Source organism: Burkholderia sp. Bp9004 (assembly GCF_003858025.1).
GTDB classification, from domain to species: domain Bacteria; phylum Pseudomonadota; class Gammaproteobacteria; order Burkholderiales; family Burkholderiaceae; genus Burkholderia; species Burkholderia diffusa.
The window spans coordinates 1-24,226 of record NZ_QTQD01000014.1 but is presented as its reverse complement, the minus strand read 5'-3'; the positions used below and the strand labels follow the sequence as shown (position 1 = coordinate 24,226).

The 24,226-nt window shown below is 66.2% G+C and carries 20 protein-coding genes, 1 tRNA gene, 1 pseudogene and 1 riboswitch; of the genes and pseudogenes, 7 read left to right on the top strand and 15 right to left on the bottom strand.

Translation table 11 applies throughout. The annotated features are described in order from the left end of the window. Nucleotide 1 precedes the first annotated feature (1 nt). From DIE08_RS17010 to DIE08_RS16995, 4 genes are read left to right on the top strand one after another with little or no spacing between them, the layout of a single operon-like run. Complete coding sequence (locus tag DIE08_RS17010; RefSeq protein WP_124902608.1) at nucleotides 2–7,624, top strand: type I polyketide synthase; 7,623 nt, start codon at nucleotides 2–4, stop codon at nucleotides 7,622–7,624. Beyond that, on the top strand, nucleotides 7,621–8,535 hold the full coding sequence (locus tag DIE08_RS17005; protein WP_124625043.1) for a UDP-3-O-acyl N-acetylglycosamine deacetylase: 915 nt from the start codon (nucleotides 7,621–7,623) through the stop codon (nucleotides 8,533–8,535). The genes DIE08_RS17010 and DIE08_RS17005 overlap by 4 nt, the downstream gene beginning before the upstream one ends. A gap of 37 nt (nucleotides 8,536–8,572) precedes the next feature. Next, nucleotides 8,573–9,901: an aminotransferase class I/II-fold pyridoxal phosphate-dependent enzyme gene (locus DIE08_RS17000; protein ID WP_124902606.1), complete on the top strand. Its 1,329-nt coding sequence runs from the start codon at nucleotides 8,573–8,575 to the stop codon at nucleotides 9,899–9,901. Next, on the top strand, nucleotides 9,901–10,578 hold the full coding sequence (locus tag DIE08_RS16995) for an N-acetyltransferase (RefSeq protein ID WP_124902722.1): 678 nt from the start codon (nucleotides 9,901–9,903) through the stop codon (nucleotides 10,576–10,578). Before DIE08_RS17000 ends, DIE08_RS16995 begins: the two co-directional genes overlap by 1 nt. A gap of 9 nt (nucleotides 10,579–10,587) precedes the next feature. On the opposite strand, the gene rfbD is transcribed toward DIE08_RS16995, so the two are convergent. Genes rfbD through rfbB form a run of 4 tightly spaced genes read right to left on the bottom strand, consistent with a single transcriptional unit; the run spans nucleotide 10,588 to nucleotide 14,019 of the window. Further along, the gene (rfbD, locus tag DIE08_RS16990; protein WP_124902604.1) at nucleotides 10,588–11,508 is read right to left on the bottom strand and encodes a dTDP-4-dehydrorhamnose reductase; all 921 of its coding nucleotides are present in this window, start codon (nucleotides 11,506–11,508) and stop codon (nucleotides 10,588–10,590) included. Between the two features lie 8 nt (nucleotides 11,509–11,516). Further along, complete coding sequence (gene rfbC, locus DIE08_RS16985; protein ID WP_059608325.1) at nucleotides 11,517–12,068, bottom strand: dTDP-4-dehydrorhamnose 3,5-epimerase; 552 nt, start codon at nucleotides 12,066–12,068, stop codon at nucleotides 11,517–11,519. Continuing rightward, a complete protein-coding gene (gene rfbA, locus DIE08_RS16980) occupies nucleotides 12,053–12,946 on the bottom strand; it encodes a glucose-1-phosphate thymidylyltransferase RfbA (RefSeq protein WP_059608326.1) in 894 nt (297 codons plus the stop codon). Before rfbA ends, rfbC begins: the two co-directional genes overlap by 16 nt. An 11-nt stretch (nucleotides 12,947–12,957) precedes the next feature. Continuing rightward, on the bottom strand, nucleotides 12,958–14,019 hold the full coding sequence (gene rfbB, locus DIE08_RS16975; RefSeq protein ID WP_124625086.1) for a dTDP-glucose 4,6-dehydratase: 1,062 nt from the start codon (nucleotides 14,017–14,019) through the stop codon (nucleotides 12,958–12,960). Nucleotides 14,020–14,405: 386 nt separating this feature from the next. Here rfbB and DIE08_RS35680 point away from each other — a divergent pair, with 386 nt between their 5' ends. Further along, nucleotides 14,406–14,582, top strand: a complete 177-nt coding sequence (locus DIE08_RS35680) for a hypothetical protein (RefSeq protein ID WP_185715872.1) — start codon at nucleotides 14,406–14,408, stop codon at nucleotides 14,580–14,582. Between the two features lie 20 nt (nucleotides 14,583–14,602). Here the strand turns inward: DIE08_RS35680 and DIE08_RS16970 are convergent, their stop codons facing one another. Together DIE08_RS16970 and DIE08_RS16965 are read right to left on the bottom strand one after the other, a co-directional pair. Then, the gene (locus DIE08_RS16970; protein WP_124625056.1) at nucleotides 14,603–15,436 is read right to left on the bottom strand and encodes a class II glutamine amidotransferase; all 834 of its coding nucleotides are present in this window, start codon (nucleotides 15,434–15,436) and stop codon (nucleotides 14,603–14,605) included. A 150-nt stretch (nucleotides 15,437–15,586) separates the two neighbouring features. Then, entirely contained in the window at nucleotides 15,587–15,916 is a 330-nt protein-coding gene (locus tag DIE08_RS16965; RefSeq protein WP_006484989.1) for a carboxymuconolactone decarboxylase family protein, read from the bottom strand. Nucleotides 15,917–16,045: 129 nt separating this feature from the next. Between DIE08_RS16965 and DIE08_RS16960 the strand changes: the two genes are divergently transcribed. After that, nucleotides 16,046–16,993 carry an AraC family transcriptional regulator gene (locus tag DIE08_RS16960; protein WP_124902603.1) on the top strand — a complete coding sequence of 316 codons (948 nt, stop codon included), beginning with the start codon at nucleotides 16,046–16,048 and terminating at the stop codon, nucleotides 16,991–16,993. Nucleotides 16,994–17,144: 151 nt separating this feature from the next. On the opposite strand, the gene DIE08_RS16955 is transcribed toward DIE08_RS16960, so the two are convergent. The 9 genes from DIE08_RS16955 to DIE08_RS16915 form a co-directional block, all read right to left on the bottom strand. Beyond that, a tRNA-Lys gene (locus DIE08_RS16955) sits at nucleotides 17,145–17,220 on the bottom strand. A 58-nt stretch (nucleotides 17,221–17,278) separates the two neighbouring features. Next, entirely contained in the window at nucleotides 17,279–18,028 is a 750-nt protein-coding gene (ybgF, locus tag DIE08_RS16950) for a tol-pal system protein YbgF (RefSeq protein WP_059608330.1), read from the bottom strand. Nucleotides 18,029–18,047: 19 nt separating this feature from the next. After that, nucleotides 18,048–18,557: a peptidoglycan-associated lipoprotein Pal gene (pal, locus tag DIE08_RS16945; protein ID WP_059465490.1), complete on the bottom strand. Its 510-nt coding sequence runs from the start codon at nucleotides 18,555–18,557 to the stop codon at nucleotides 18,048–18,050. 17 nt (nucleotides 18,558–18,574) lie between these two features. Further along, on the bottom strand, nucleotides 18,575–19,870 hold the full coding sequence (gene tolB, locus DIE08_RS16940; RefSeq protein WP_124625062.1) for a Tol-Pal system beta propeller repeat protein TolB: 1,296 nt from the start codon (nucleotides 19,868–19,870) through the stop codon (nucleotides 18,575–18,577). Between the two features lie 109 nt (nucleotides 19,871–19,979). After that, nucleotides 19,980–21,047, bottom strand: coding sequence for a cell envelope integrity protein TolA (tolA, locus tag DIE08_RS16935; RefSeq protein ID WP_124902602.1), 1,068 nt, complete (start codon nucleotides 21,045–21,047; stop codon nucleotides 19,980–19,982). Next, nucleotides 21,044–21,493, bottom strand: coding sequence for a protein TolR (gene tolR / locus DIE08_RS16930; protein WP_006484943.1), 450 nt, complete (start codon nucleotides 21,491–21,493; stop codon nucleotides 21,044–21,046). The genes tolA and tolR overlap by 4 nt, the downstream gene beginning before the upstream one ends. 10 nt (nucleotides 21,494–21,503) lie before the next feature. Next, on the bottom strand, nucleotides 21,504–22,181 hold the full coding sequence (tolQ, locus tag DIE08_RS16925) for a protein TolQ (RefSeq protein ID WP_059608333.1): 678 nt from the start codon (nucleotides 22,179–22,181) through the stop codon (nucleotides 21,504–21,506). Nucleotides 22,182–22,325: 144 nt separating this feature from the next. Then, on the bottom strand, nucleotides 22,326–22,811 hold the full coding sequence (gene ybgC / locus DIE08_RS16920; RefSeq protein ID WP_059608334.1) for a tol-pal system-associated acyl-CoA thioesterase: 486 nt from the start codon (nucleotides 22,809–22,811) through the stop codon (nucleotides 22,326–22,328). 104 nt (nucleotides 22,812–22,915) lie between these two features. Continuing rightward, nucleotides 22,916–23,662 (bottom strand): SDR family NAD(P)-dependent oxidoreductase, encoded by a 747-nt coding sequence (locus DIE08_RS16915; protein WP_124902601.1) that lies wholly within the window; start codon nucleotides 23,660–23,662, stop codon nucleotides 22,916–22,918. A gap of 180 nt (nucleotides 23,663–23,842) precedes the next feature. Further along, nucleotides 23,843–23,943: riboswitch (ZMP/ZTP riboswitch) on the top strand. Between the two features lie 137 nt (nucleotides 23,944–24,080). Here DIE08_RS16915 and glyA point away from each other — a divergent pair. Beyond that, a pseudogene (gene glyA, locus DIE08_RS16905) lies at nucleotides 24,081–24,226 on the top strand (serine hydroxymethyltransferase); the annotation flags it as partial.

The following is a 24,226-nucleotide window of genomic DNA, read 5'->3' as shown; positions in this document are numbered from 1 at the left end:
GATGGAAAAGAAAATTGCAATAGTTGGGATGGCTTGCCGCTTTCCCGGTGGGGTTGAGGGACCCGACGACTTCTGGAACCTGCTGCGTGACGAACGCGATGCCGTGACCGCCATTCCGCCGGATCGATTCGGCACGGCGTTCTACCAGCACCCGTCGAAACGGGAGCCGGGAAAGAGCTACACGTTCGCCGCGGGCGTCGTCGACAACGTCGCGGGCTTCGACGCCGAATTCTTCGGCATCTCGCCGCGCGAGGCGGCGCAAATGGATCCGCAGCAGCGGCTGCTGCTCGAACTCGCGTGGGAGGCGTTCGAAGACGCCGGCGTGCGTCCGGCCGCGATGCGCGGCCGCGACTGCGGCGTGTTTGTCGGCGTGGCGGGCATGGATTACGGCAACCGCAATATGGACGACATGAACACGATCGATCCGTATTCGGCAACCGGCAACACGCTCAGCATCGCGTCGAACCGCGTGTCCTACCTGTTCGACCTGCGCGGCCCGAGCATGTCGGTCGACACCGCATGCTCGTCCTCGCTCGTCGCGCTTCATCAGGCGATCCGCGCGCTGCAGTCCGGCGAGACGGCGATGGCGCTTGCCGGCGGGGTCAACCTGCTGCTGCATCCGTTCGGATTCGTCAGTTTCTCGAAGGCATCGATGCTGTCGCCGCGCGGCCGCTGCCGCGCGTTCGACGCGACCGGCGACGGCTACGTGCGCGCCGAAGGCGGTGCGTTCGTGCTGCTCAAGACGCTCGACCAGGCGTTGGCCGACGGCGATACGATCCACGCGGTCATCGCAGGATCGGGCGTGAATTCGGATGGTCATTCGCACGGCGGCATCAACGTGCCGGCAGCAGCGACGCAAGCGGACCTGCTGCGCGCCGTGTACCGGCGCGCAGGCATCGATCCGCGCACGCTCGCGTATCTCGAGGCGCACGGCACGGGCACGGCGGTCGGCGATCCGATCGAGGCGCGTGCGTTGATCGATGCAGTGTCGGGCGGCCGGCCGGAATCCGATCCGCTGCTGATCGGTTCGGTCAAGACCAATATCGGACACCTCGAAACGGCATCGGGCATGGCCGGTCTGCTGAAGGCCGTGCTGTGCCTGAAGCACCGCGCGGTGCCGCGTTCGCTGCATTTCGACACGCCCAACCCCAATATCGATTTCGAAGGCGGCCGCTTGCGGGTGGTCGATCGGTTCACGCCGCTCGAGCGCGGCGATGCACCGCTGACCATCGGCATCAATTCGTTCGGCTTTGGCGGCACGAATGCACACGTCGTCGTCACCGAAGCGGCGGCGCCGGCGCCGGCGCCAGTCGCGCAGTCGGCGGCAAGGATCGATGCTGCGTTACCGCCGCTCGTCCTCACCGCACGGTCGCCGGCCGCGCTGGCAGCCGTTGCCGCACGCCATCTCGCGCGCCTGCAGTCGGGTGCCGACTGGGCCGCACTCGCGGCCGCCGCCGCACGGCGTCGTCAATGGCTCGAGCATCGCGCGGTCGTCGCGCCGGCGGATCACGAAGAAGGCTTGGCTGCGCTGGCCGCACTCGCGGAGCCGTCGGAGCGCGGGCTGCCGGCATGCGCCGTGCAGGGGCAGGCCATCGAAGGCGATGCGCCCGTCGCGTTCGTCTACGCGGGCAACGGCTGTCAATGGGCCGGGATGGGCAAGCGGCTCTATGCCGAGGATGCGGTGTTTCGCGCGGCGCTCGACGAAGTCGATGCGCTGTGGCGCGCGGACGGCAACGCGTCGCTCGTCGAAGTCATGTGCGAGGGTGTCGACGCCGAATGGCTCGCCGCGACCGAGAACGCGCAGCCGCTGCTGTTCGCGATGCAGGTCGGCATCACGCGTGTGCTGACCGCGCGCGGCATCCGCTTCGACGCGGCGGTCGGCCACAGTGTCGGCGAGATCGCGGCGGCCTGGGTGTCGGGCGCGCTGACGCTCGCCGAGGCCGTGCGCGTGATCAGGATTCGCAGCGGTGCCCAGGGCCTGACGCGCGGCGCGGGCAGGATGGCGGCGGCCGGCATCGGCGAAGCCGCGGCGCGCGACTGGATCGCGCGTCTCGATCTCGCTGCGGCCATTGAAATCGCGGGCACCAACAGCCCCGACTCGGTGACGCTCGCAGGTTCGCAAGCCGCGCTCGAAACAATCGGTGCGGCGCTCGCGGACGCAGGCCATTTCTATCAGATGCTCGGCCTCGACTATGCGTTCCACAGCAGCCGCATGGATGTAATCGAGCCGGTCGTGCGCGACGGGCTGGCCGATCTCGCGCCGCGCGATACGCATACGCGATTCGTGTCGACGGTCACCGGCGACACGTTGCCGGGTACCGCGCTCGACGCGGATTACTGGTGGCGCAACATTCGCGAGCCGGTCCGTTTCGGCGATGCAATTGCTCGCCTGGCCGACGATCGCGTGCGCGTGTTCGTCGAGATCGCCCCGCATTCGATCCTGCGCACTTACGTGAAGCAGACGCTTGCCGCACGCGTCGCGCCGGGCGTCGTCGTGCCGACGCTCAAGCGTCAGCACGATAGTGCGGAAATGCTCGCCCATTCGTTCCTGTCGGCGGTCGCGCAGGGGGCGCGTGTCGATCTCGACCGTCTCGTTCCCGATGTCCCGCACGCCGCGCTGCCGACTTATCCGTGGCAGCGCGAGCGTTACTGGCTCGTGCCGAGTGTCGAGGGCTACGGGCTCGTGAATCGTCGCGTCGATCATCCGCTGCTCGGCTATCGTCTGCACGAGCATGCGTTCGCCTGGGAGAATCAGCTCGATCCGCAGCGCGTGCCGATGCTCGCCGATCACGTGGTCGACGGTGGCATCGCGTTTCCGGGCGCCGGTTACGTCGAGATGGCACTCGCGGCGGCGCGCACGTTCTTCGGCACACCGGATGTGGCCATCGAGAACGTCGAGATCCGCATGCCGGTCGTGTTCCAGCCGCAGCATGCGAAGCTGTTCCGGTTCGCGATCGACGTGCGCACCGCGTCGTTCACGATCGAAACTCGCGACCGGATGTCGGACGGCCCATGGAACCTGAACGTGACGGGGCGCCTGCTCGAAAGCGGCAATACGCTCGATGCGTACAGCACGCCGGATGCGTCCGTCGTCACCCGTCTGCAGTCGCGTCCGGCGCTGTCCGGCGATGCACTGTATGCGGGCACGATGGCAATCGGCCTGAGCTACGGGCCGGCGTTCCGGTGGGTGCGGTCGCTGCGCGTGTCGGGCGACGACGCGCTTGCCGAGCTCGATGTGCCGTCGGTCCTTGCCGATGCGCGTGCGCGGTCGGACTATCTGCTGCATCCCGCCCTGATGGACAGCGGCTTCCATCCGCTGTTCGCGGTGCTGGCGCAGGCCGGTGCCACGCCGAACGATGCGCAGTCGGCGTTTGTCCCCGTGCAGATCGGTCGTGTCGATTTCCTGAGCGGCGAAGCGATTCGTCGCGTGCTGGCGCGCATTCATCGCCGCAGCCCGCATTCCATCCTCGCGTCGTTCGAATTCATCGATGCAAACGGCAAGATCGTCGCGCGCCTTTCCGCGTGCCGCTTCCGCCGCGTCGATCTCGCCGGGCGCTGTCACGGCGCGCCCGCGCGCTTTGCCTACGTGCTCGAAGCGCGGCCGCTGCCGGCCGGTTACACGGCCGACGCGTTGCCGCCGCCGGGCGTGCTCGTCGAGCGTGCGAATGCGCACGTCGCGGCGCGTGAGGACCTCGAGCGCCGCACGAAGCATCTGACCGAAATGCTGCCGCTGCTCGACGTGCTTGCCGGTCTGCATGCGCTCGGTGCGCTGGATGCGCTCGGCGCGTTCGCCCAGCCGGCGCTGCTGACGAACACGCATCCGCAACAGGTCGCGCGACTGGCGGAAATCGTCGTCGAGGACGGGCTGGCGCGCTTCGAAGGCGATCGTCTGGTTCGCGATGACGAAGCCTGCGCGGCGATGCCCGCGCGTGACGCGCTGTGGCGCGACGTGCTGGCGGCATCGCCGGCCCATGTCGCCGAACTGACGTTGCTGGCACACGTCGGCGCGGCGCTGCCGCGCGTGCTGCGCGATGCGTCGCCCGGGGGCGCGCTGCTGTCGTCGACCGGGCGCAGTCTGGTCGAACAGTTCTTCGATGCATCGCCGACCTGGGCGCATGCGCGCGCGCTGCTCGCCGCCTGCGTGACGCAGTCCGTCGCGGCGTGGCCGGACGCACGCCGCTTGCGTGTACTGGAGTTCGGTGCCGCGAGCGGCGACGTGCTGCAACCGCTCGACGTGGACGTGCCGGCCGATCGCTGCGAATACCTGCTGGCGGGTACGCCGCAGCAGCTCGCCGGATTCGATGCGCAAGCGCACGCGCACGTGCGGACGCTGGCGTTCGCGACCGACGCGCCGCTGTTCTCGCAATGCCGCGATACGACGCCGTTCGACGTCGTGATCGTCAACCGGATGCTGGGCGATCATCCGGATCCGCTCGCCGCGCTGACGGCGATCGCCGGACGGCTCGCGCCCGGCGGGCTCGTCGTCATTGCCGATGCGCGCCGCAGTCGATTCTCCGACATCGTGTTCGGCACGGCCAGTGGCGCGGGCGCCGCCGGCGCGTGCGGTGCGCTGGCGCCAGCCGCGATCGAGTCGATGTGCGAACGCGCCGGGCTGGTCGACGTGGTGCGTGATACCGAACAAGGCCTCGATCTCGAGGGCACGCCGACGTTCGTCGTCGCGCGCAAGCCCGCTGCCCGCGAGCAAGCGGCCGGCGCATCGCGGGACGAGGATCGAGCGCGTCGCATGGCGCAGAGTGACGGCGCGCACTGGCTGATCGTGCAGGACGATGTCGACGCGTTCGGCATCGCCCTGTCGGGCGAGCTCGAGCGGCTGGGTTGCCGTGTCGAGTCGGCAGCGGTGCGTGACGCCGCGGCATGGTCGGCGTGTCAGCCGGCCGGGCATCCGGCGCATGTCGTGTTCGTGGCGCCGCTTGCATCGCTCGACACCGCCGACGGTGCGGCCATGATGCGCGCGCAGCGCGGTGGCGCGCTCGCGCTGGCATCGATCGTGCGCGATCTCGATGCAGCCGGCGCGACGGAGCGCGGGCGACTGTGTGCCGTGACGCGTGGTGGTGCGCCGTTTGCCGCAGGCACGTCGTCACACCCCGAGCATGGAACGTTGTGGGGTCTCGGCCGCGTGATCGCGAACGAGTATCCGACGCTGCCGCTCCGGTTGATCGACGTCGATCGCACCGTCGAACAACCGGCATCGCAGCTTGCGATGGCGCTGCTTGGTGACGATGGCGAGGAGGAAGTGCTGCTGGCGCCGCAGGGCCGCTACGTGTCGCGCATGTTGCCGGCCACGCAGGCGGCCGAGCGTGACGGCGCGCTGTCAAGCGCATCGGGCCGGTCGGGCGCGCGGCTCGCATTCGACATGCCGGGTTCGTTGCGCAACCTCGAATGGTTCGCGATGCCGGCACGCGATCTCGCCGCCGGCGAGGTCGAGATCGAGCCGATGGCGACGGGGCTCAATTTCCGCGACGTGATGTACGCGATGGGGCTGCTGTCCGACGAAGCCGTCGAGACGGGCTTCGCGGGCGCGACGATCGGCATGGAAATGTCGGGACGTGTCGCGCGGGTCGGCGCCGACGTCGAAGGGTTTGCACCGGGCGACGCGGTGCTGGGTTTCGCGCCGGCATCGTTCGCGACACGCGTCGTCACGCGCGCGACCGCGATCGCACACAAGCCCGACACGATGTCGTTCGAGGAGGCCGCCACGGTTCCGACGACGTTCTTCACCGCGTACTACGCGTTGTGCGAACTGGCGCGACTGCGACGCGGAGAGCGCGTGCTCGTGCACGGTGGCGCGGGTGGGGTCGGCATCGCGGCGATCCAGATCGCGCGCCATCTCGGCGCGGAAGTCTTCGCCACTGCCGGCAGCGACGAGAAGCGCGAATTCATTCGCCTGCTCGGCGTCGACCGCGTGTTCGATTCGCGCAGCCTCGCGTTCGCCGACGAGATCCGTGCGCGCACGCACGGCGAAGGCGTCGACATCGTGCTCAACTCGCTCGCGGGCGAAGCGATGGTGCGTAGCATCGATACGCTGCGTCCGTTCGGCCGCTTCCTCGAACTCGGCAAGCGCGACTTCTACGAGAATAGCCAGATCGGCCTGCGGCCGTTCCGCAACAACATCAGCTATTTCGGCATCGACGCGGATCAACTGATGGGCGTGCTGCCGTCGCTGACGGCACGACTGTTTGAGGATGTGATGAACCTGTTCTCCGCGGGCGTGCTGCATCCGTTGCCATACCGCGCATTCCCGGCCGCACGTGCGGAGGAAGCATTCCGCTACATGCAGCAGGCACGCCAGATCGGCAAGGTGCTGGTCACCTATCCGTCAGGCACTCCGGCGCCGACGCGTGGTGTTGCGGTGCCGGCGCTGCGATTCGACCCGCACGCGGCGTACCTGATCGTCGGTGGCACCGGCGGGCTCGGCTTCGCGACCGCGCGCTGGATGATCGAGCGCGGCGCGCGGCACTTGACGCTCGCGAGTCGCGGCGGCGCGCTGGGCGCGGCAATGCAGGCGGAAGCCGACCGCTGGCGGGACATGCTCGGCGCTGACGTGTCGGTCGCGCGATGCGACGTGACCGACGCCACGGCGCTCGACGGCCTCGTCGACAAGATCGAGCGTCGCGGAACGCCGCTCAAGGGCGTGCTGCATTCGGCGATGCAGATCGACGACGGGCTGCTGCGCAACGTCGACGACGCGCGCTTCGCGGCCGTGCTCGAACCGAAGGTGGCGGGCGCATGGAACCTGCATCGCGCGACGCAGCGGTGCACGCTCGATTTCTTCGTCGTGTATTCGTCGGCGACGACCTTTCTCGGCAACCCGGGGCAGGGTGCGTACGTCGCCGCCAACGGCTTCCTCGAGGCGCTGGTCGCGCATCGTCGCGCGGCCGGCCAGCCGGCCATGTTCATGGCGTGGGGGCCGATCGAGGACGTCGGCTTCCTGGCGCGCAACGCCGGCACGCGCGAGGCGTTGCAGTCGCGGATCGGCGGTGCGTCGATCACGTCGGACGAAGCGATGGCCGCGCTCGAACGCGCGCTTGCCCAAGGGACCGCCGGCGAAGCCGTCGTGCGCCTCGACTGGGGTGCCATTTCGCGCGGCATGCCGGCCGCGCACGCTCAGCGTTACACGGCGTTGCACACGGGTGGCACGGCCGAAACGTCGAGCGACGATCGCGTGCTGCTGGAGCAATTGCGTACGTTGCCGCCGGCCGAGGCAGTCGCGCTCGTCGAGACCGTGCTGCGCGGCCAGATCGCGCGGATTCTGCATATGTCGCCGGAGCGCGTCGATGCAGGCCGGTCGGTCCTCGATCTCGGGATGGACTCGCTGATGGGCATGGAGCTCGGCATGGCCGTCGAGGAGACCTTCGGCGTCAAGCTGTCGATCATGGCGATCGCGGAAGGCGCGACGGTGCATACGCTGGCCAAGCGCATCGTCGAGTTGCTCGGTGAGCGTAGCGGCGACCAGAAGGCCGCGGCCGTGGACGAACTGGCGCAAGTGCTGGTCGCGCGGCATGCATTGGGCGATGAGGCGCGGGCGACGCTCGCACGTCGTCAGGATCACGAAAAAAACCAGGGGGCAGCAACATGCAAGTCGACGCCGGTTCATGCCGGGTGAAAGCACCGCAGGGATGGCAGGCCAACGAAGGCACGGTCGCCCGGCCGGTGACGATGACCGGACATGGTCTGCACACCGGACGCCGGGTCCAGGTGCGGATCCTGCCCGCGACGCCGTCGGACGAACGGCACGGGATCGTGTTTCGCCGCATGCGCGGCGATCATCAACTGGGGATGCTTGCCGCCGGTCCGGCGGTGCGTCGCGCGCAGCCGCTCTGCACGATGCTGCGTGCCGACGACGGCATGGGCGTGCGTACGGTCGAGCACCTGCTTGCATCGCTGCTGACCTGCGAGATCGATCACGCGATCGTCGAACTCGATGCGGAAGAAGTGCCGATTCTCGATGGTAGTGCGCGGCCGTGGATCGACGCGATCACGGCCGGCGGCCGTGCCGAATTGCAGCGTTCGAAGCGCTTTCTCCGGGTGCTGAAGCCGGTGAGCGTGGCCGACGGCGAGGGCGCGTCACGGCGCGAATTGCGCGTCGAGCCCGCCGAGCGATACGAATTCAGCGTGCGCGACGATCTCAAGGGGTTCGGCGACATGCAGTGGGACGGCGAGCTCACGCCGGGGACGTTCGCCAGCGAGATTTCGTCGTCGCGTTCGTACGGGCGGATCAAGTGGGCCGTGCCGGCGATCGCGGTCGGCTACCTGACGGGCACGCCGATCCTGCGCGGCGCGAGGCCGTCCTGCACGGCGTCGATCATCGGCAATCACGTGATCGGCGGACTGCGCGCGCCCGACGAATTCGTGCGTCACCGCGTGCTCGATCTCGTCGGCGATCTGGCGCTCGCGGGCTCACCGCTGCTCGGGCGCGTCATCGCGCATCGCCCTACCCACGAAATGAACTACCGACTTCTCAGCGCGTTGCTCGGTACGCCCGACGCGTACGAATGGGTCGACGTATCCGCGTAACGCGGACACAACGGACGGACTGCCCGGAACCAAAGACATGGCACTCGGAGAACACCTTCGCCAGCAACTGGCGGCGAAAGCGCTGAAGCGGCAACTTGAGCGCGCAACGGAAGCTGCCGCGGCGCCCGGCGTGCCCGGTACGCCGGCGGCGCAGGCCGCGTCGGCGCGCAGCCGTTTCGAATCGATGCCGCAGTATCAGCAAGTCAGGATCATGCGCGAGATGGGCGAGAAGCTGCGCGTCGACTCGCCGTTCTTCCGCGTGCACGATGGCGTTGCCGGCGCGACCACCCAGATCGGCGGTCGCGAGTACGTGAACTTCGCGAACTACAACTACCTCGGTCTCGCCGGCGATCCGACCGTATCCGAACGTGCGAAGGCCGCGATTGACCGCTACGGCACGTCGGCGTCCGCGAGCCGCATGGTCGCGGGTGAGCGTCCCGTGCAGCGCGACCTCGAGCGGGCGCTGGCCGCGTTCTGCGAGACCGACGATTGCGTCGCGTTCGTGAGCGGCCACGCGACCAATGTGACCGTGATCGGCGCACTGTTCGGCCCAGGCGACCTGATCGTCCACGACGCGCTCGCGCACAACAGCATCGTGCAGGGTGCGCAGCTGAGCGGCGCGAAACGGCTGAGCTTCGCGCACAACGACTGGCAGGCGCTCGACGAACTGCTGTCGCGCGTGCGTCGCGAATACCGGCACGTGCTGATCGCGATCGAGGGGCTGTACAGCATGGATGGCGATTTCCCGGACCTGCAGCGTTTCGTCGACGTGAAGACGCGCCACGGTGCGTTCCTTATGGTCGACGAAGCGCATTCGCTCGGCGTGCTCGGCGCGACGGGCAAGGGCATCCGTGAACATTGCGCGGTCGCGCCCGACCAGGTCGACGTGTGGATGGGCACGATGAGCAAGACGCTGGCCGGTTGCGGCGGCTTCATCGCCGGCTGTCAGCCGCTCGTGGACATGCTGCGCCATCTGGCGCCGGGCTTTCTCTATAGCGTCGGACTCGCGCCGACGCTCGCCGAAGCGTCGCTGGCCGCGCTCGAACGCCTGCAGGCCGAACCGGAGCGGGTTGCGCAACTGCAGGCGCGCGGGCAGCAATTCCTGACCGAGGCACGCGCGGCGGGGCTGAACACCGGCACGAGCGCCGGGTATGCGGTCGTGCCGGTGATCACCGGAAGTTCGCTGAAAGCCGCGCAGTGGGCCAACGCGATGTTCGACGAAGGGATCAACGTGCAGCCGATCTTCTATCCGGCCGTCGAGGAGAAGGCCGCGCGCCTGCGGTTCTTCATCTGCTCGACGCACGAGCCGGGGCAGATCAGCCGGACGGTCGATGTGCTGGCCCGCCTGGCGGGGCGGGCGGCATGATGCCCGCCGCGGTGCTTGCGCCGTCGTTCGACGTGCCGCAAGCCGGCGCGTCGACGCCGTTTCGCGCCGCATGCGCGGACGATGCGGCGGCATGCGCACCGCTCGTGTTCGCCTCCGGCGTCGGCGAATTCGGTTTCTTCCTCGGTGAGAGCGACGCGCGCTGCATCGCGTTCCTGCAACAGGCGTTCCGGTCACGTCACGGCCGGTTCTCGTGGCGCAGGCATCGGGTCGCGCTCGGCGCCGACGGCACCGTGCATGCCGTGATGGCCATTCATGACGGGCGCCGGACGTTGTTCGACGACGTTCACGTCGTGTGGGCCCTGGCGCGCTTTTTCGGCGTGCGCCGCACGATCGGCCAGCTGCTGCGCGGGCTGGTGCTCGAAACGGAGATTCCGGCGCCCAAGCGTGGGCAGATCCTCATCGCGCATTGCGCGACGGACGAGCGGCGGCGCGGCACGGGCATCTTCACCGCACTGCTGCGCGACGCGCTCGAGACCGGTGCGTTGCCGGACGACGACAGCCGCGACATCGTGCTCGACGTGCTGACCCGCAATGAGCGCGCCCGCGCACTGTACGAGCGGCTCGGCTTTGTCGCGCTGACGCGGTCGCGTCAGCGCTCGCGACGGCTACCCGCCGAGCTTGATTCGGTACGCATGCGGCTCACGCGTCGCGGCTGACGGCGCGCATCAAATCTCTTTCATGCACAGTTCGAGCGCGGCTTCCCAATGCGGCGCGCACAAGCCGAAGTGCTCCGCCAGTTTTGCATTCGACATGCGGGAATTGGCCGGGCGCGATGCGGGTGTCGGATAAGCGCTGGCGGGAATGGGCGACAACGACGGCTTCTTCGACAGATTCGAGAGACGAAAGATCGCTTCGGCGAATCCATGCCACGAAGTCGAACCGGCCGCACACAGGTGATAGATACCCGAATGCGTGTTCCACCATTCGTGCTGTCCGTCCCGTTCGTTCAAGGAGGCGCCGATGGCCTGCGCAGCGACGTTCGCGCTAAGCGCAGCGATCGTTTTCGACCAGGTCGGAGCACCGATCTGGTCCGCGACGATCTTCAGTTCGTCACGCTCGGCGCCGAGGCGCAGCATGGTCAACAGGAAGTTCTTGCCGCGCGTTCCGTACACCCAGCTGGTACGGAAAATCAGGTGCGCGCATCCGGATGCCGCGATCGCCTGCTCGCCCTCGAGTTTGGTCGTGCCATACACGTTTTGCGGATCGACCGGATCGTCCTCGATGTACGGGCCGTTCTTCGTCCCGGCGAACACGTAATCCGTCGAGTAATGGATCAGCGCCGCGCCGATGCGCTTCGCTTCTTCGGCGAGCACGGCTGGCGCTTCCGCATTCAGGCGCGTGGCCAACGCGACGTCGTTTTGCGCCTGGTCCACGGCCGTATAGGCGGCCGGGTTGACGATGAGGTCCGGCCTGACGTGGCGCACGACGTCGCGCACCTGATCGAGGCGCGACAAGTCGAGCGCGCCGCGATCGAGTGCGACCACTTTGCCGAGACCCTGCAGGCTGCGCGCCAGCTCGAATCCCACCTGGCCATTGATGCCGGTGAGCAGGATGGTCCGTTGCTCGGGCCGTTTTTTCTGTTCCACGGCGCCGCTCACTTGTAGTACTCGGCTTCGGCGAGCCGCTTGCCAGCCGCATCCTTGGCCGCGAGCACGGGCTCGCCTTCGAGCGGCCAATCGATGCCGATCTCCGGATCGTTCCACAGCAAGCTGCGCTCGTGCTCAGGGAACCAGTAGTCGGTGGTCTTGTAGAGGAATTGCGCCGACTCCGACAGCACCACGAAACCGTGCGCGAAGCCGGGCGGCACCCAGAGCTGGCGATGGTTGTCGGCCGACAGTGTCACGCCGGCCCATTTGCCGAAATTCGGCGAACTGCGCCGGATGTCGACCGCGACGTCGAATACCTCGCCTTCGACCACGCGCACGAGCTTGCCCTGCGCGTGCTCGATCTGGTAGTGGAGCCCGCGCAGCACGCCCTTTACCGAACGCGAGTGGTTGTCCTGGACGAACTCGACGTCGGCCTCGACGAGCGCCGCGAATTCGCGTCCGTTGAAGCTCTCGTAGAAATAGCCGCGCGCGTCGCCGAATACCTTCGGCTCGACGATCTTGACTTCGGGGAGCGCCGTAGCAGTTACCGTGATGGCCATGCAACCTGATCCGTGAGAATGTTCAGCAAATATTTGCCGTAGCCGTTTTTCGACAGCGGCTGCGCGAGCTTCTGCACCTGCTCGGCATCGATCCACTGCCGGCGGTACGCGATCTCCTCGGGGCAGGCGACGACCAAGCCTTGCCGCTTCTGCAGCGTAGCGATGAAGCTCGCGGCCTCGATCAGCGAATCGTGGGTACCGGTGTCAAGCCATGCATAGCCGCGGCCCATGATCTCGACGTTCAACGCGCCGTCCGCGAGATAGCGGGAATTGACGTCGGTGATTTCGAGCTCGCCGCGCGGCGACGGCTCGATGTCGGCGGCGATGTCGCACACGCGGTTGTCGTAGAAGTAGAGACCGGTCACGGCGTAGTTCGAACGCGGCTTGGCTGGCTTCTCTTCGATCGATACGGCACGGAAGTCTTGATCGAATTCGACGACGCCGTAACGTTCCGGATCGTGCACGTGATAGGCGAACACCGTCGCGCCCGCGTCTTGCGCGTCTGCGTGCTCGAGCTGTTTCGCCAGGTCGTGACCATAGAAAATGTTGTCGCCGAGAATGAGCGCCGACGGATCGTTGCCCACGAATTCGCGACCGATGATGAACGCCTGCGCGAGGCCGTCGGGCGACGGCTGCACCGCATACTGGATGTTCATCCCCCACTGGCTGCCGTCGCCGAGCATGGCTTCGAAGCGTGGGGTGTCCTGCGGCGTGGAGATGATCAATACGTCGCGAATGCCCGCGACCATCAGCGTCGAGAGCGGGTAATAGATCATCGGCTTGTCGTAGACCGGAAGCAACTGCTTCGAGACCGCATGCGTGATCGGATAGAGCCGTGTGCCGGAACCGCCGGCGAGAATGATGCCCTTGCGCGCCATGTCCGTTCCCCTTACGCGCGGTGCGCGTAGTTCGTTGCGACCCACTTCCGGTAGTCGCCCGAAGCGACTTCGTCGACCCATTCCTGATGGTCCAGATACCAGCGCACCGTTTTCGCGAGACCGGTTTCGAACGTTTCGGCGGGCTTCCAGCCGAGCGCTCGCTCGAGCTTGCGTGCGTCGATCGCGTAGCGTCGATCATGGCCCGGCCGGTCGGTCACATAAGTGATCTGGTCGCGATACGAACCCGCCGATTTCGGTCGCAGTTCGTCCAGCAGGTCGCACAGCGTGTGCACGACCTCGAGATTCGTTTTCTCGTTCCAGCCGCCCACGTTGTACGTCTCGCCGGTCTGGCCGCGCGCGAGCACCTCGCGGATCGCACTGCAGTGGTCGCCGACGTACAGCCAGTCCCGTACGTTCTGGCCGTCGCCGTACACGGGCAACGGCTTGCCGGCGAGCGCGTTGGCGATCATCAGCGGAATGAGTTTCTCGGGGAACTGGTATGGGCCGTAGTTGTTCGAGCAGTTCGTGGTGAGCGTAGGCAGGCCGTACGTATGCTGGTAGGCGCGCACGAGATGATCGGAGCCGGCCTTCGTTGCCGAATAGGGGCTGTTCGGTGCGTACGGAGTCGTTTCGGAAAATTGCGGATCGGCAGGCGACAGCGAACCGAATACTTCGTCCGTGGAAACGTGCAGAAAGCGGAATGCGGCCTTGTCTGCCGCAGGCAGCGTATTCCAGTACTGGCGTGCAGCTTCAAGCAGCGTGAATGTTCCGACGACATTGGTCTGAACAAAATCCGCCGGCCCGTGAATCGAGCGATCGACGTGGCTTTCCGCGGCGAAATGCAGGACTGCGCGAGGCTTGTATTCTGCGAACAGCGCATCGAGCGCCGCACGGTCGCAAATATCGGCTTGCGCGAACACGTGCTTCGGGTTTCCGTGCACCGATTTTAATGTTCCGAGATTGCCCGCATAGGTCAATTTGTCGACGTTCAGAACCGATTCGTCGGATTGACGCAGCCAATCCAGCACAAAGTTGGCACCGATAAAGCCGGCGCCACCTGTAACCAATATCATGTAGCCTCTTTTTATGTTAACGGCAGTGAGTCCTGCCTTGCTCTCGTTCGTGCGCGTAGCCCTCGATTGACGCAGGACGAAGAATATCAAGAAACCGTGCTGCCCCGACGGATCTGGGGGTGCTGCGTTGCACGCATATTCTAGGGTATTCCTTCGAGGCGACGCATGTATCAACCGCACAGTCTGCGTTGAAAGACTATTAATTCTCTATACCGCGGGACTCGGATGATGCCGGTCGTGTGCGGTGTATCGCGATTCTCCGTACGCTTGCGCGGGATTCATCAGACGTGCTATCGCACGCAAACATTTGCGCAAAGCCGCGACAAGGAGAGTGCAAGCGGAAGTCGACGCCGAATGCGGTGATGGTTTTTCGATACTAAAAACCGATGAACTATATCATGCTCGATTTGGTCGGCGCGAATCAGCCGTTTTATATCGAGATTTGGAATCGCAATATTTTTACTTTACCGACATGGCGGGTGGCGTCGTGGCTGGTGACGTGCCTGTCGTATTTCTCGTTAAATCCGGTCCGATTCGGACTCATTTCACTTGGTGTGGCGTGAACGTTAAACGCCGCTTCAACCTATTTGTGCCGCGGATTGAACGGCCGCTGCTGCACATCCGCCCCATGCGCGACGATCACCGTGCTTTCGGGCACTTCCTCCCATGCGTCGCGCAGGTCGATGAGCGGCTCCGACACGACCATGAACGCGTCGTCACCCGCTTCGACGATGCGCGGATTGTGCGGGTAAAGTTCGTGCAGATGCCTGAACGACGTGCTGTGGAACAGCGAGCGCGATTGCCGTTCGCTCGAGTAGCGCACCGCGATGATCCGGTCGCCGTCCGTCGCGCAGATCGTCATGTTGAGCGGCTCGGCGACGCGGTATCGCGCGGCGGTTTCCTCGATCACGCCGACCATGCGTTCGAGCGCCGGCAGCGGCATCTGCTCGAGGCCGTAGGTCAACGCGAGACGGAACATCAGCTCGGAATCGGTCGAGCCTTCGAGCGTAGCGAACAGCGCCGGGTCGACCTTCATCGTCAGGTCGCGGCGCAGCTTGTGGAAATCGCGGATCAGCCCGTTGTGCGCGAACAGCCAGCGGCCGTGGCGGAACGGGTGACAGTTGGTTTCCTGCACGGGCGTATCGGTTGCCGCACGGATGTGCGCGATGAACATCCGCGAGCGGATCGCGCGCGCGGCTTCGCGCAGGTTGCGATCGTTCCACGCGGGATGCACCGAGCGGTAGCGGAACGGCAGTTCGTCGGGGTTGCCGTACCAGCCGATGCCGAACCCGTCGCCGTTGGTGGTCGTGGCGCCCAGTTCCGAATGCAGGCTCTGGTCGATCAGCGAATGCTTCGCGCGGAACAGTACGGTCTCGAGATGGATCGGATTACCCGTATAGGCGAGCCAGCGGCACATGGAGCGCTCCTTCGCGATGAATCCTCTCGCGCATGGTAGCCGACTTCGCGGCGCCGTTATACGCGGCTGCCGCACGCTCGCCGGTTGGCAGACTGCGCCGGTCGATCGTCGATGAAGGATGCGGCGGGTGCCGCATCCTTCGTGCACGCGTCAGTCGCCGAGCGCGTCCATCACGCGGGCGGAGTAGACGAGCGCCGCGCCCGCATTCAGCGCGATCGCGACGCCGAGCGCTTCCGCCACTTCCTCCTTGGTCGCGCCATGCTTCGCGGCTTCCGCCGTGTGCACGGCGATACAGCCGTCGCAGCGCGTGGTGACGGCCACCGCGAGCGCGATCAGCTCGCGCGTCTTTGCGTCGAGATGACCCGTCTTGGCGCCGGCGCCGGACAGCGCCTTGTAGCCGGCCAGCGTATCGGGCGACAGCTTGGCGATGTCGCCGATGCGCGTCGAGAGTTCCTTCCGGTATTCGTTCCAGTTCAGCATGATGCGTCCTTTCGAGAAGAGGTGAGGAGGGCGGCGGGCGCCGCGATCTCGGGCGATGCAGACCTATTCTGATCGTTCGCGCTGAGGGTTTCGATACGCTAGAGTGTTAATTTTTAGCGAGATCGTCTCATGGATGCCCTCAGTCAACTACTATCGCTGGGCCGCAGCCATGTCGAACTCGACGTGCGCTGCCTGCTCGATGGCCCGTTCGCGATGCCGCACGACCCGCTGCCGCCCGGCGAGGCCGCGTTTCACCTCGTGCTGGCCGGAACGTGCCGGATGCGTACCGCGGACGGGCGCACGCTGCAGCTCGCCGACGGCGATTTCGTACTGCTGCCCGCGGGTGGCGCGCACGACCTGCTCGACGCAGGGGCCGGCCGGTTGGGGCCGGTTGCAGCGCTGCGCGATCTGGGGACGGGCGGTGGCACGGTGCTGCCGGTCAAGTCGAATCTCGATCCGGCCGAACCGGGCGGCGCGAGCGTGGACCTGCTGTGTGGACGGTTCGTCTATGCGCGCGGTGCGGGTGAACTGCTGATGCGCACGCTGCCGCATGTACTGCATGTCGGGTTGCGCGAGGCGTCGGGGTTCGCGCCGCTGCAACTGCTGACGAGCGTGCTGCGCACCGAGGCGTCGAATGGCCAGCCGGGCGCTGGCGCGATCGTGAACGCGCTCGGCCAGGCGCTGCTCGCGTATGCGTTGCGCGCATACGGTCGTGGTTCGCGCGTGCCGTCCGGCTGGCTCGCGCTTGCGGCCGACGCGCGGCTCGGCCCGTCGGTTCAGGCCGTGCTGCAGGCGCCGGAGAAGCCGTGGACGGTCGAGTCGCTCGGCGATGCATCCGCGATGTCGCGCGCGACATATGCACGGCATTTCCGCGAGCGGGCCGGGATGAGTGTCGGCGCGTTCATCGCGCAGATCCGGATGATGCATGCGTGCGCGCTGCTGCAGGACACGCAGCGCGGGCAGGCGGACATCGGGCAGGCAGTCGGCTATCTGTCGGAGGCGGCGTTCGGCAAGGCGTTTCGCGCGGTGCTCGGCACGACGCCGGGGCGCTGGCGGCGCGCGCAGCGCGACACGTGAGGTTGCTGGAGGGGGCGTCGTGCTCGACGACGAACCGTTGGCGAAATCGAAGAGGGGAGAAGTGTCTGCGTGCAGCGGCGCACACCTGCACGCGAGGCAACAACAATGAAAAAGGGGCTTCCGGTTTCCCGGAAGCCCCTTCTTGACATCTTGGTAGGCCGTGCGTGACTCGAACACGCGACCAACGGATTAAAAGTCCGCTGCTCTACCAACTGAGCTAACGACCCAAAGAGCAAAAAATTATAGCGGCGGATCGCTGGTCTGTCAACAACCCGTCACCATAATTTATTTGATGCTTTCGATCTTGCCCTGTGCCGTCTGCGCAGCGTTCGATCCAGCGTATTGCGACACGACCTGCTCGAACGTCTTCTTTGCAGCCGCCTTCTGGCCCTGCTCGAGTTGGTTCGTGCCGATTGCCACGAGTGCGTCGGCCGCGCGCGGGTGCTGCGGGAACTTGCTCACAATCCCTTGCCACGTTGCAGTCGAACCGCGGTAGTCGCGCAGCGCGTATTGCGCATTGCCGTACCAGTACTGCGCGGTCGGCTGGTAGGGGCTCTGCGGATACTTCGCGATGAACGCGCGGAACGAAGCCGCCGCCGCCTTGAAGTTGCCGTTGCGGAACTGCTGTTGCGCCGCGTTGAGCGCATCCGTTTCACCCGGCTGCACGGTGCCTTCCACGCCGTCGATCGTCGCCTGTTGCGGCTCGAACTTCTTCAGCCGCGTGTCGAGATCCTGGTAGTACTCTTTCTGCTGCCGCTCGAGCGTCGTCAGCCGGTTCGTCAGGTCTTCGTTCTCGCCGCGCAGCGTCGCGACCTGCTGGTTCAGCTGGTCGATACGGCCGGATTGATCGAGGATCGTACGCTGGGCGGCCGACAACTGACTGGACAGGTTGTCGCTCTTGCTGCGCAGATCAAGCACGGCGCGGCGCGCCTCGTTGTCGTCGAACATGCCGGCGTGCGCCGGCGCGGCCGACCACGCCGCGCCGACGACGCAGAATGCTGCGGCCATCCGCAGCCAGGATACACGGTGCGTCATACGGCAACTCTTCCGTTACTTACTGTTGGTAGACGAGGTCGGCGCGGCGGTTCTGCGCCCACGATGCTTCGTCGTGACCCGATGCTTGCGGCTTTTCCTTGCCGAGGCTCACGGCTTCCATCTGCGAGTCGTTCACGCCGAGCAGTGCCATCGCGCGGCGGACAGCCTCCGCACGCTTCTGGCCCAGCGCAAGGTTGTACTCGCTCGTGCCGCGTTCGTCGGTGTTGCCCTGGATCAGCACATGGCGCTGCGGGTGGCTCTTCAGGTACTGAGCGTGCTGCTGCAGCAGCGGCTGGTATTCGTCCTTCACCGAATAGCTGTCGAAGTCGAAGTAAATGCTGCGCTTCGCAAGCGGGCTGTTCGGGTCATTCAGCGGATCGACGTTCACCTGCGCGACGTTGTCGGCGCTCGGCTGCGTGCTCATCGCGCCCGCGTTGGCCTTGTCGTCGAGCTTGACGCCCGACTTACACGCTGCGAGCGCGCTGATCATCATCACGGCCAGGGCCAGACGAGCTTTGTTCGACATCATGGTTACTCTCCTTGTGGTCATTGCATGAAGGGCCCCCACGACGGCTCACGAACGGAGCCGCCCTGGACGGACAGGATCTGCGGCGGCGCGCTGCCGTCGGAGGGCACTGCTGCCAGCACGTTGCGACCACCCGACTGGGTAGCGTAAAGAAGGTACTGGCCGTTTGCCGCGAAGCTCGGCGATTCGTCGCGATTGGTATTCGTGATGGCGTTCGCCGCGCCGGTTTGCAGATCCTGAACGTACAGCTTGAACCCCCCACCCGTGCGGGAGATGTAGGCGAGCAGTTTGCCGTCCGGGCTGATGCGCGGGCTGGTGTTGTAGCTGCCGGTGAAGGTCACGCGTTGCGCGGAGCCGGCGCTTTCGCCTTGCGCGGGCATCCGGTAGATCTGCGGCGCGCCGCCGCGATCGCTCGTGAAATAGATCCAGCGGCCGTCCGGCGAGTAGAACGGCTCGGTATCGATCGAGCTGCTCTGCGTGAGCCGGCGCAGACCGCCGCCGTTCGCATTGACCGTATAGATTTGCGTATTGCCCGTCAGCGACAGCGCAACGGCCAGCGTGTTGCTGTCCGGCGACCACGCCGGCGCACTGTTGTTGCCCTTCTGGTCGGAGACCATGTAGCGGCGGCCCGTCGGCAGGTCATGGATGTAGACGATCGGCTTCTTGCGCTCGAACGACACGTACGCGACCTTCGTCCCGCTCGGCGACCACGCCGGCGAGATGATCGGCTCGGTGCTCGAGAGCGCGATGCGTGCGTTCTGGCCGTCGGAGTCCGAGATCTGCAACTGGTACCGGTTGCCCGTCTTGATCACGTACGACAGACGCGTGGCGAACACGCCGCGCACGCCGAGCAACTTCTGGTAGATGTAGTCGGCGATCTTGTGGCCAGCCGTGCGCAGCGTGTTGTCGTTCGCCGTCAGCGACAGGCCGCCGAGGCTTTGCTGCTTCACGGTGTCGTACAGGATGAAGTTCACCTTGTACTGGCCGTTGGCGTCGCGGTTCACGCTGCCGGCGACGAACGCGTTCGCGCCCTTGGCCTTCCATGCGCCGAGATCGACCGATGCGGTTTCGGGCACGGGCGTGCTGCCCGCGTCGATATTGGTGAATTTGCCGCTGCGCGCGAGGTCGGCGCGGACGATCGACGTGACCTGCTGCGGCAGGTTCGCCTCGTTCACGAAATTCGCGGTGGCGATGGGGAACTGGGTCGAACCGACGCCGGTGATCAGCACGTTGACCTGCGCATTAGCGGCGCCGCCGGCCGCAATCAGACACGAGGCCACGAGTGCCCTGAAACCTAGTTTCGTCATCAAACTCATGCTTCTTGCTTCCCATGTGACTTGGATCGCTGCGCAACCGCAGAGACAGTAAAAATACCCGATTCGTTCCCGTCCGGCAGCGACGCACGGAGTGTAAGCGCATTTGCGATCACTCCGCTGCCTTGAAGGTAATCGTAATGTCGGACGGGGTACGACCGTTAGAATCGGGCGGCAATGGGACCGACGCCTGAATCGCATTGACCACGGCTTGATCCCACCCCGAATTTCCGCTCGAACGGCGGATCGAAACGCTCAGCACGTCGCCCGACGGCGTGCAGCGGATCGCGACGACCGTCGTCAGGCCCGCGCGCTCGCCGCCCCAGACGATGTTCGGCTTCACACGACGACGCACCTTGTCGGGATAGCCGGGCGACGCGGCATTGCCGCCGGAGCCCGTCCCGGTACCGCTTTTCGCGAGGCCTTCACCGCCGCCTTCGCCGGACCCGGACATGCCTTGCATCTGCGCGAGACGCGCGCTGCGCTCACGGTCGAGCTTCGCCTTCGCCGCCGCGTCGGCCTTCGCGCGCGCCGTCGCTTCGGCCTTCGCCTTTGCCTGGGCTTCCGCCTTCGCCTTCGCGGCCGCGTCGGCCTTGGCCTTCGCCGCCTGCTGCGCTTCCAGCTGCGCCTGCTTCTGTTGCTGCAGTTTCTGCTGCTGGAGTTTTTGCTGTTCGAGCTTCTGCTGCTCCACGAGCTGTTGTTGCTTGAGCTTGTCCGCCTGCTTCTGCTTTTCTCGCTCGGCGGCCTTCTGCGCGGCGAGGGCAGCAGCCTGCTGGGCCGCAAGCTGCTCGCGCCGGGCTTCTTCCTGCTGGGTCTTCAGTTGCTGCGCGCGGCGCTGCTGCTCGAGCAGCGCTTCGCGCGCGGCCGCTTCCTGTTGCCGTTTCTTCTGTTGCAGCGCGATGTCCGCCTGCTCGTCCCGGACCGGGGGAGGGGGCGGTGCGAGCTTCGCGGGCGGCGTGGGTGTGATGACGGGCCGCGGCGCGGGCACGTCGGGCACCTCGGTCCACAGTTCGGCTTCGGCGCCTGCCGGCGTGCTGTTCTGCCACTGCACGCCGTGATAGAGGAACAACGCGAGCAGCACGTGCATCAGCGCGGCGAGCGCGAACGCGCGCCAGGTGCCGCGCTCGCGAGGGGGCTGAGACGGATAGGCGTTGCCGCGCGTGGATTGCTGCCGGTTCATTGCGATTTGACGAGGAGGCCGACGCGCTTGACGCCGCGCGCCTTCAGGTCCGACATCACGGTCATGACGGCATCGTACTGCACGGTCTTGTCGGCCGCGATCACGACGGGCTGGTCGGGATGGTCGGCCTGCCGGGCCGAGATGAAGCTGTCGAGCTCGGCCTTGGTCATCGTGTCTTCCTGCGTCGCGCCGGAGTCGCCCTTGTACTTGACGCTCATCGTGCGGTCGGCCTTGATGTTGACGACGACTGGTGGCGTCTGTTCCTGGGGTGCGGCATTGCCGACGGTCGGCAGATTGATGATCGACGGGGCGACGAGCGGTGCCGTGACCATGAAGATCACGAGCAGCACCAGCATCACGTCGATGTACGGCACGACGTTGATGTCGGCCATCGCGCGGCGCGAGCGGCCGCCGCGCATGCTGGATCGAATGGGACTTCCTGCCATGGCGCGCTCCTTACTGGGCCTGACGCTGCAGGATGTTCGAGAACTCTTCGATGAAGGTCTCGAAGCGGATCGCGAGGCGGTCGATGTCGTGCGCGTAGCGGTTGTACGCGACAACCGCCGGAATCGCGGCGAACAGGCCGATCGCGGTGGCGACGAGCGCCTCGGCGATGCCCGGTGCGACGTTCGCGAGCGTCGCCTGCTGCACGTTCGCCAGGCCGCGGAACGAGTTCATGATCCCCCAGACGGTGCCGAACAGACCGATGTACGGACTGACCGAGCCGACCGACGCGAGGAACGCGAGGTTCGCTTCGAGCACGTCCATTTCGCGCTGGAACGACGCGCGCATCGCACGGCGCGCGCCGTCGAGCACGAGGCCCGGGTCGCTGATGCGCTTTTCCTTCCCCTTCAGGAACTCACGCATCCCCGATTCGAAAATCCGCTCGAGCGCGCCGATCGTGTGACGATTGTTGGCCGCGCTTTGATACAGCGCCTGCAGGTCGCCGCCCGACCAGAAATCCCTTTCGAAGCGTTCGGTCTGCGCGCGTGCGCGGCGGATCGCGAACCACTTGCGGAAGATGAAGGTCCACGACATCAGCGACAGCAGCAGCAGCAGCCCCATCACGGCCTGGGCCAGCACGCTCGCGTTGAGGACGAGGGAAATGATCGACAGGTCTTGAGAAGTGTTCATAGAGGTTTGAGTAACGTCCCTTCGGGGGTGTCCGGCGAGGGCGCACGGTATGCGTGTGGCGCGGCGCGCTGGCCTGGCCTGGCGCCGAACCTTGCTTAGTATCGATTCAGGAGGGCAAGTTCATAGGCTTTGTCTAAACGGTGCTCATCCGAGCTTCGTTGACAATACAGTCTGCCCGGCGTCGATGACGGGCCCGCGTTGCAGCGCGTCGAGCACGACCGGCGGGATTGCCGCGGGCCGGATGCCGGTTCGGTCGACGCAGCCGAGGCGGATGTGTCCGGCCACGAGCAGCGTGTCTCCGCACCAGGCTTCCTGCGTGAATTCCACCGATGCGCGGCCGATGCGCCCGGGCCGGCTCGTGATCGTCAGCGCGTCGTCGAGTCGCGCCGGCGCGCGGTAGTCGAGCGACGTGCTGCGAACGATGAAGATCGCGCCGGTATCGTCCGCGAGCCGACGCTGGTCGATGCCGCATGCGCGCAGCCACTCGGTGCGAGCGCGTTCGAAGAACTTCAGGTAGTTGGCATAGAAGACGATGCCGCCTGCGTCGGTGTCCTCGTAGTAAACGCGTACCGGCCAAGTGAAGCCGGAGTGCGCGTCCGGGGAGCGGGTAGGCTGAGTCATGGCGCGCATTTTACCGGAAGGCCGAGGCCGGATTCGTAACCGATTCGTAACGGAATGTAGTATGCCGTAGCACACTGCGGGCCGGCCCCGAGAGGGGGCGGGCCCGCGCGACTTCAGCCGCGGTGGACGGTCGGGCCGCCGGGCGCTTGCGCGACCGGCATCAGCTCGATCGTGTTGACGTTGACGTGTGCCGGGCGCGTCGCGATCCAGTAGATCGTGTCGGCGATGTCCTCGGGCATGAGCGGCTGGACATTGTTGTAGACGCTCGCCGCTTTTGCGTCGTCGCCGCGATAGCGGATGTTCGAGAACTCGGTGCCGCCGCACAGGCCCGGCTCGATGTCGGTGACGCGCAGTGGCGTGCCGAGCAGGTCGGCGCGCAGGTTCAGGCTGAATTGTCTGACGAAAGCCTTGGTCGCGCCGTAGACGTTGCCGCCCGCATAAGGGTACGAACCCGCGACCGAGCCGATATTGAAGATGTGACCGCGGCCGCGCTCGATCATGCCGGGCAGCAGCGCGTGCGTAACGGTGACGAGGCCCGTGCAGTTCGTGTCGATCATCGTGTGCCATTCGTCGAGGCTGGCCTTTTGGGCCGGCTCGACGCCGAGCGCGAGGCCGGCGTTGTTGACGAGGACGTCGAGTGCCGCGAATTCGGCGGGAAGGGCGGCCGGCGCGGCCTCGACGGCCGCGCGATCGCGTACGTCGAGCTCGAGCGGCAGCAGGGAATCGCCGAGTTCGGCGGCGAGCGCATCGAGACGATCCTTGCGGCGCGCGGTCGCGACGACGCGGTGGCCGCCCTTGACGAAGGCACGGGCGATGGCGGCGCCGAAGCCGGCGGACGCGCCTGTGACGAACACGATCATTGCTGCTCCTGGTCGGTAACAAAGTAGCGGATAGTATCCCGCAAGCCTACTGAGATTGCGGCACCGCGGCAAGGCGGCACAGCGTTCCGGTGCGGGCGCGTAGAGTCTGGCCCCAATTGCTTAGGGCGTTCCGCCGTGCGGTTGCCTATTCATGACGCATCCAATACACTAACGCGCTCATCACCCCTGCGTGACTGGCGATAGAACCCTTCGGGTTCAAGGTGGAGCATCCCACCGTGAAGCGCGGGGCGCCGTTTTTGCCGTTCGCCTGGGCAGCCGTTGTGCGCCGTCGCGTGCATCGCCGGTGGCTGTCCTGCCTCGCGTCATACGGATTCTTCCGCCACGTCGGGCTGGTTCCGCCAGCAGCGCAATGTACTCGGCCACTCCGGTCAACCTGTACACACTTAACGGAAACCGTATGTTTGACAGAGCCCAAAGCACCATCGCGAACGTCGATCCCGAAATCTTTGCAGCGATCGAGCAGGAAAACCGCCGCCAGGAAGAGCACATCGAGCTGATCGCGTCGGAAAACTACACGAGCCCGGCCGTGATGGCCGCACAGGG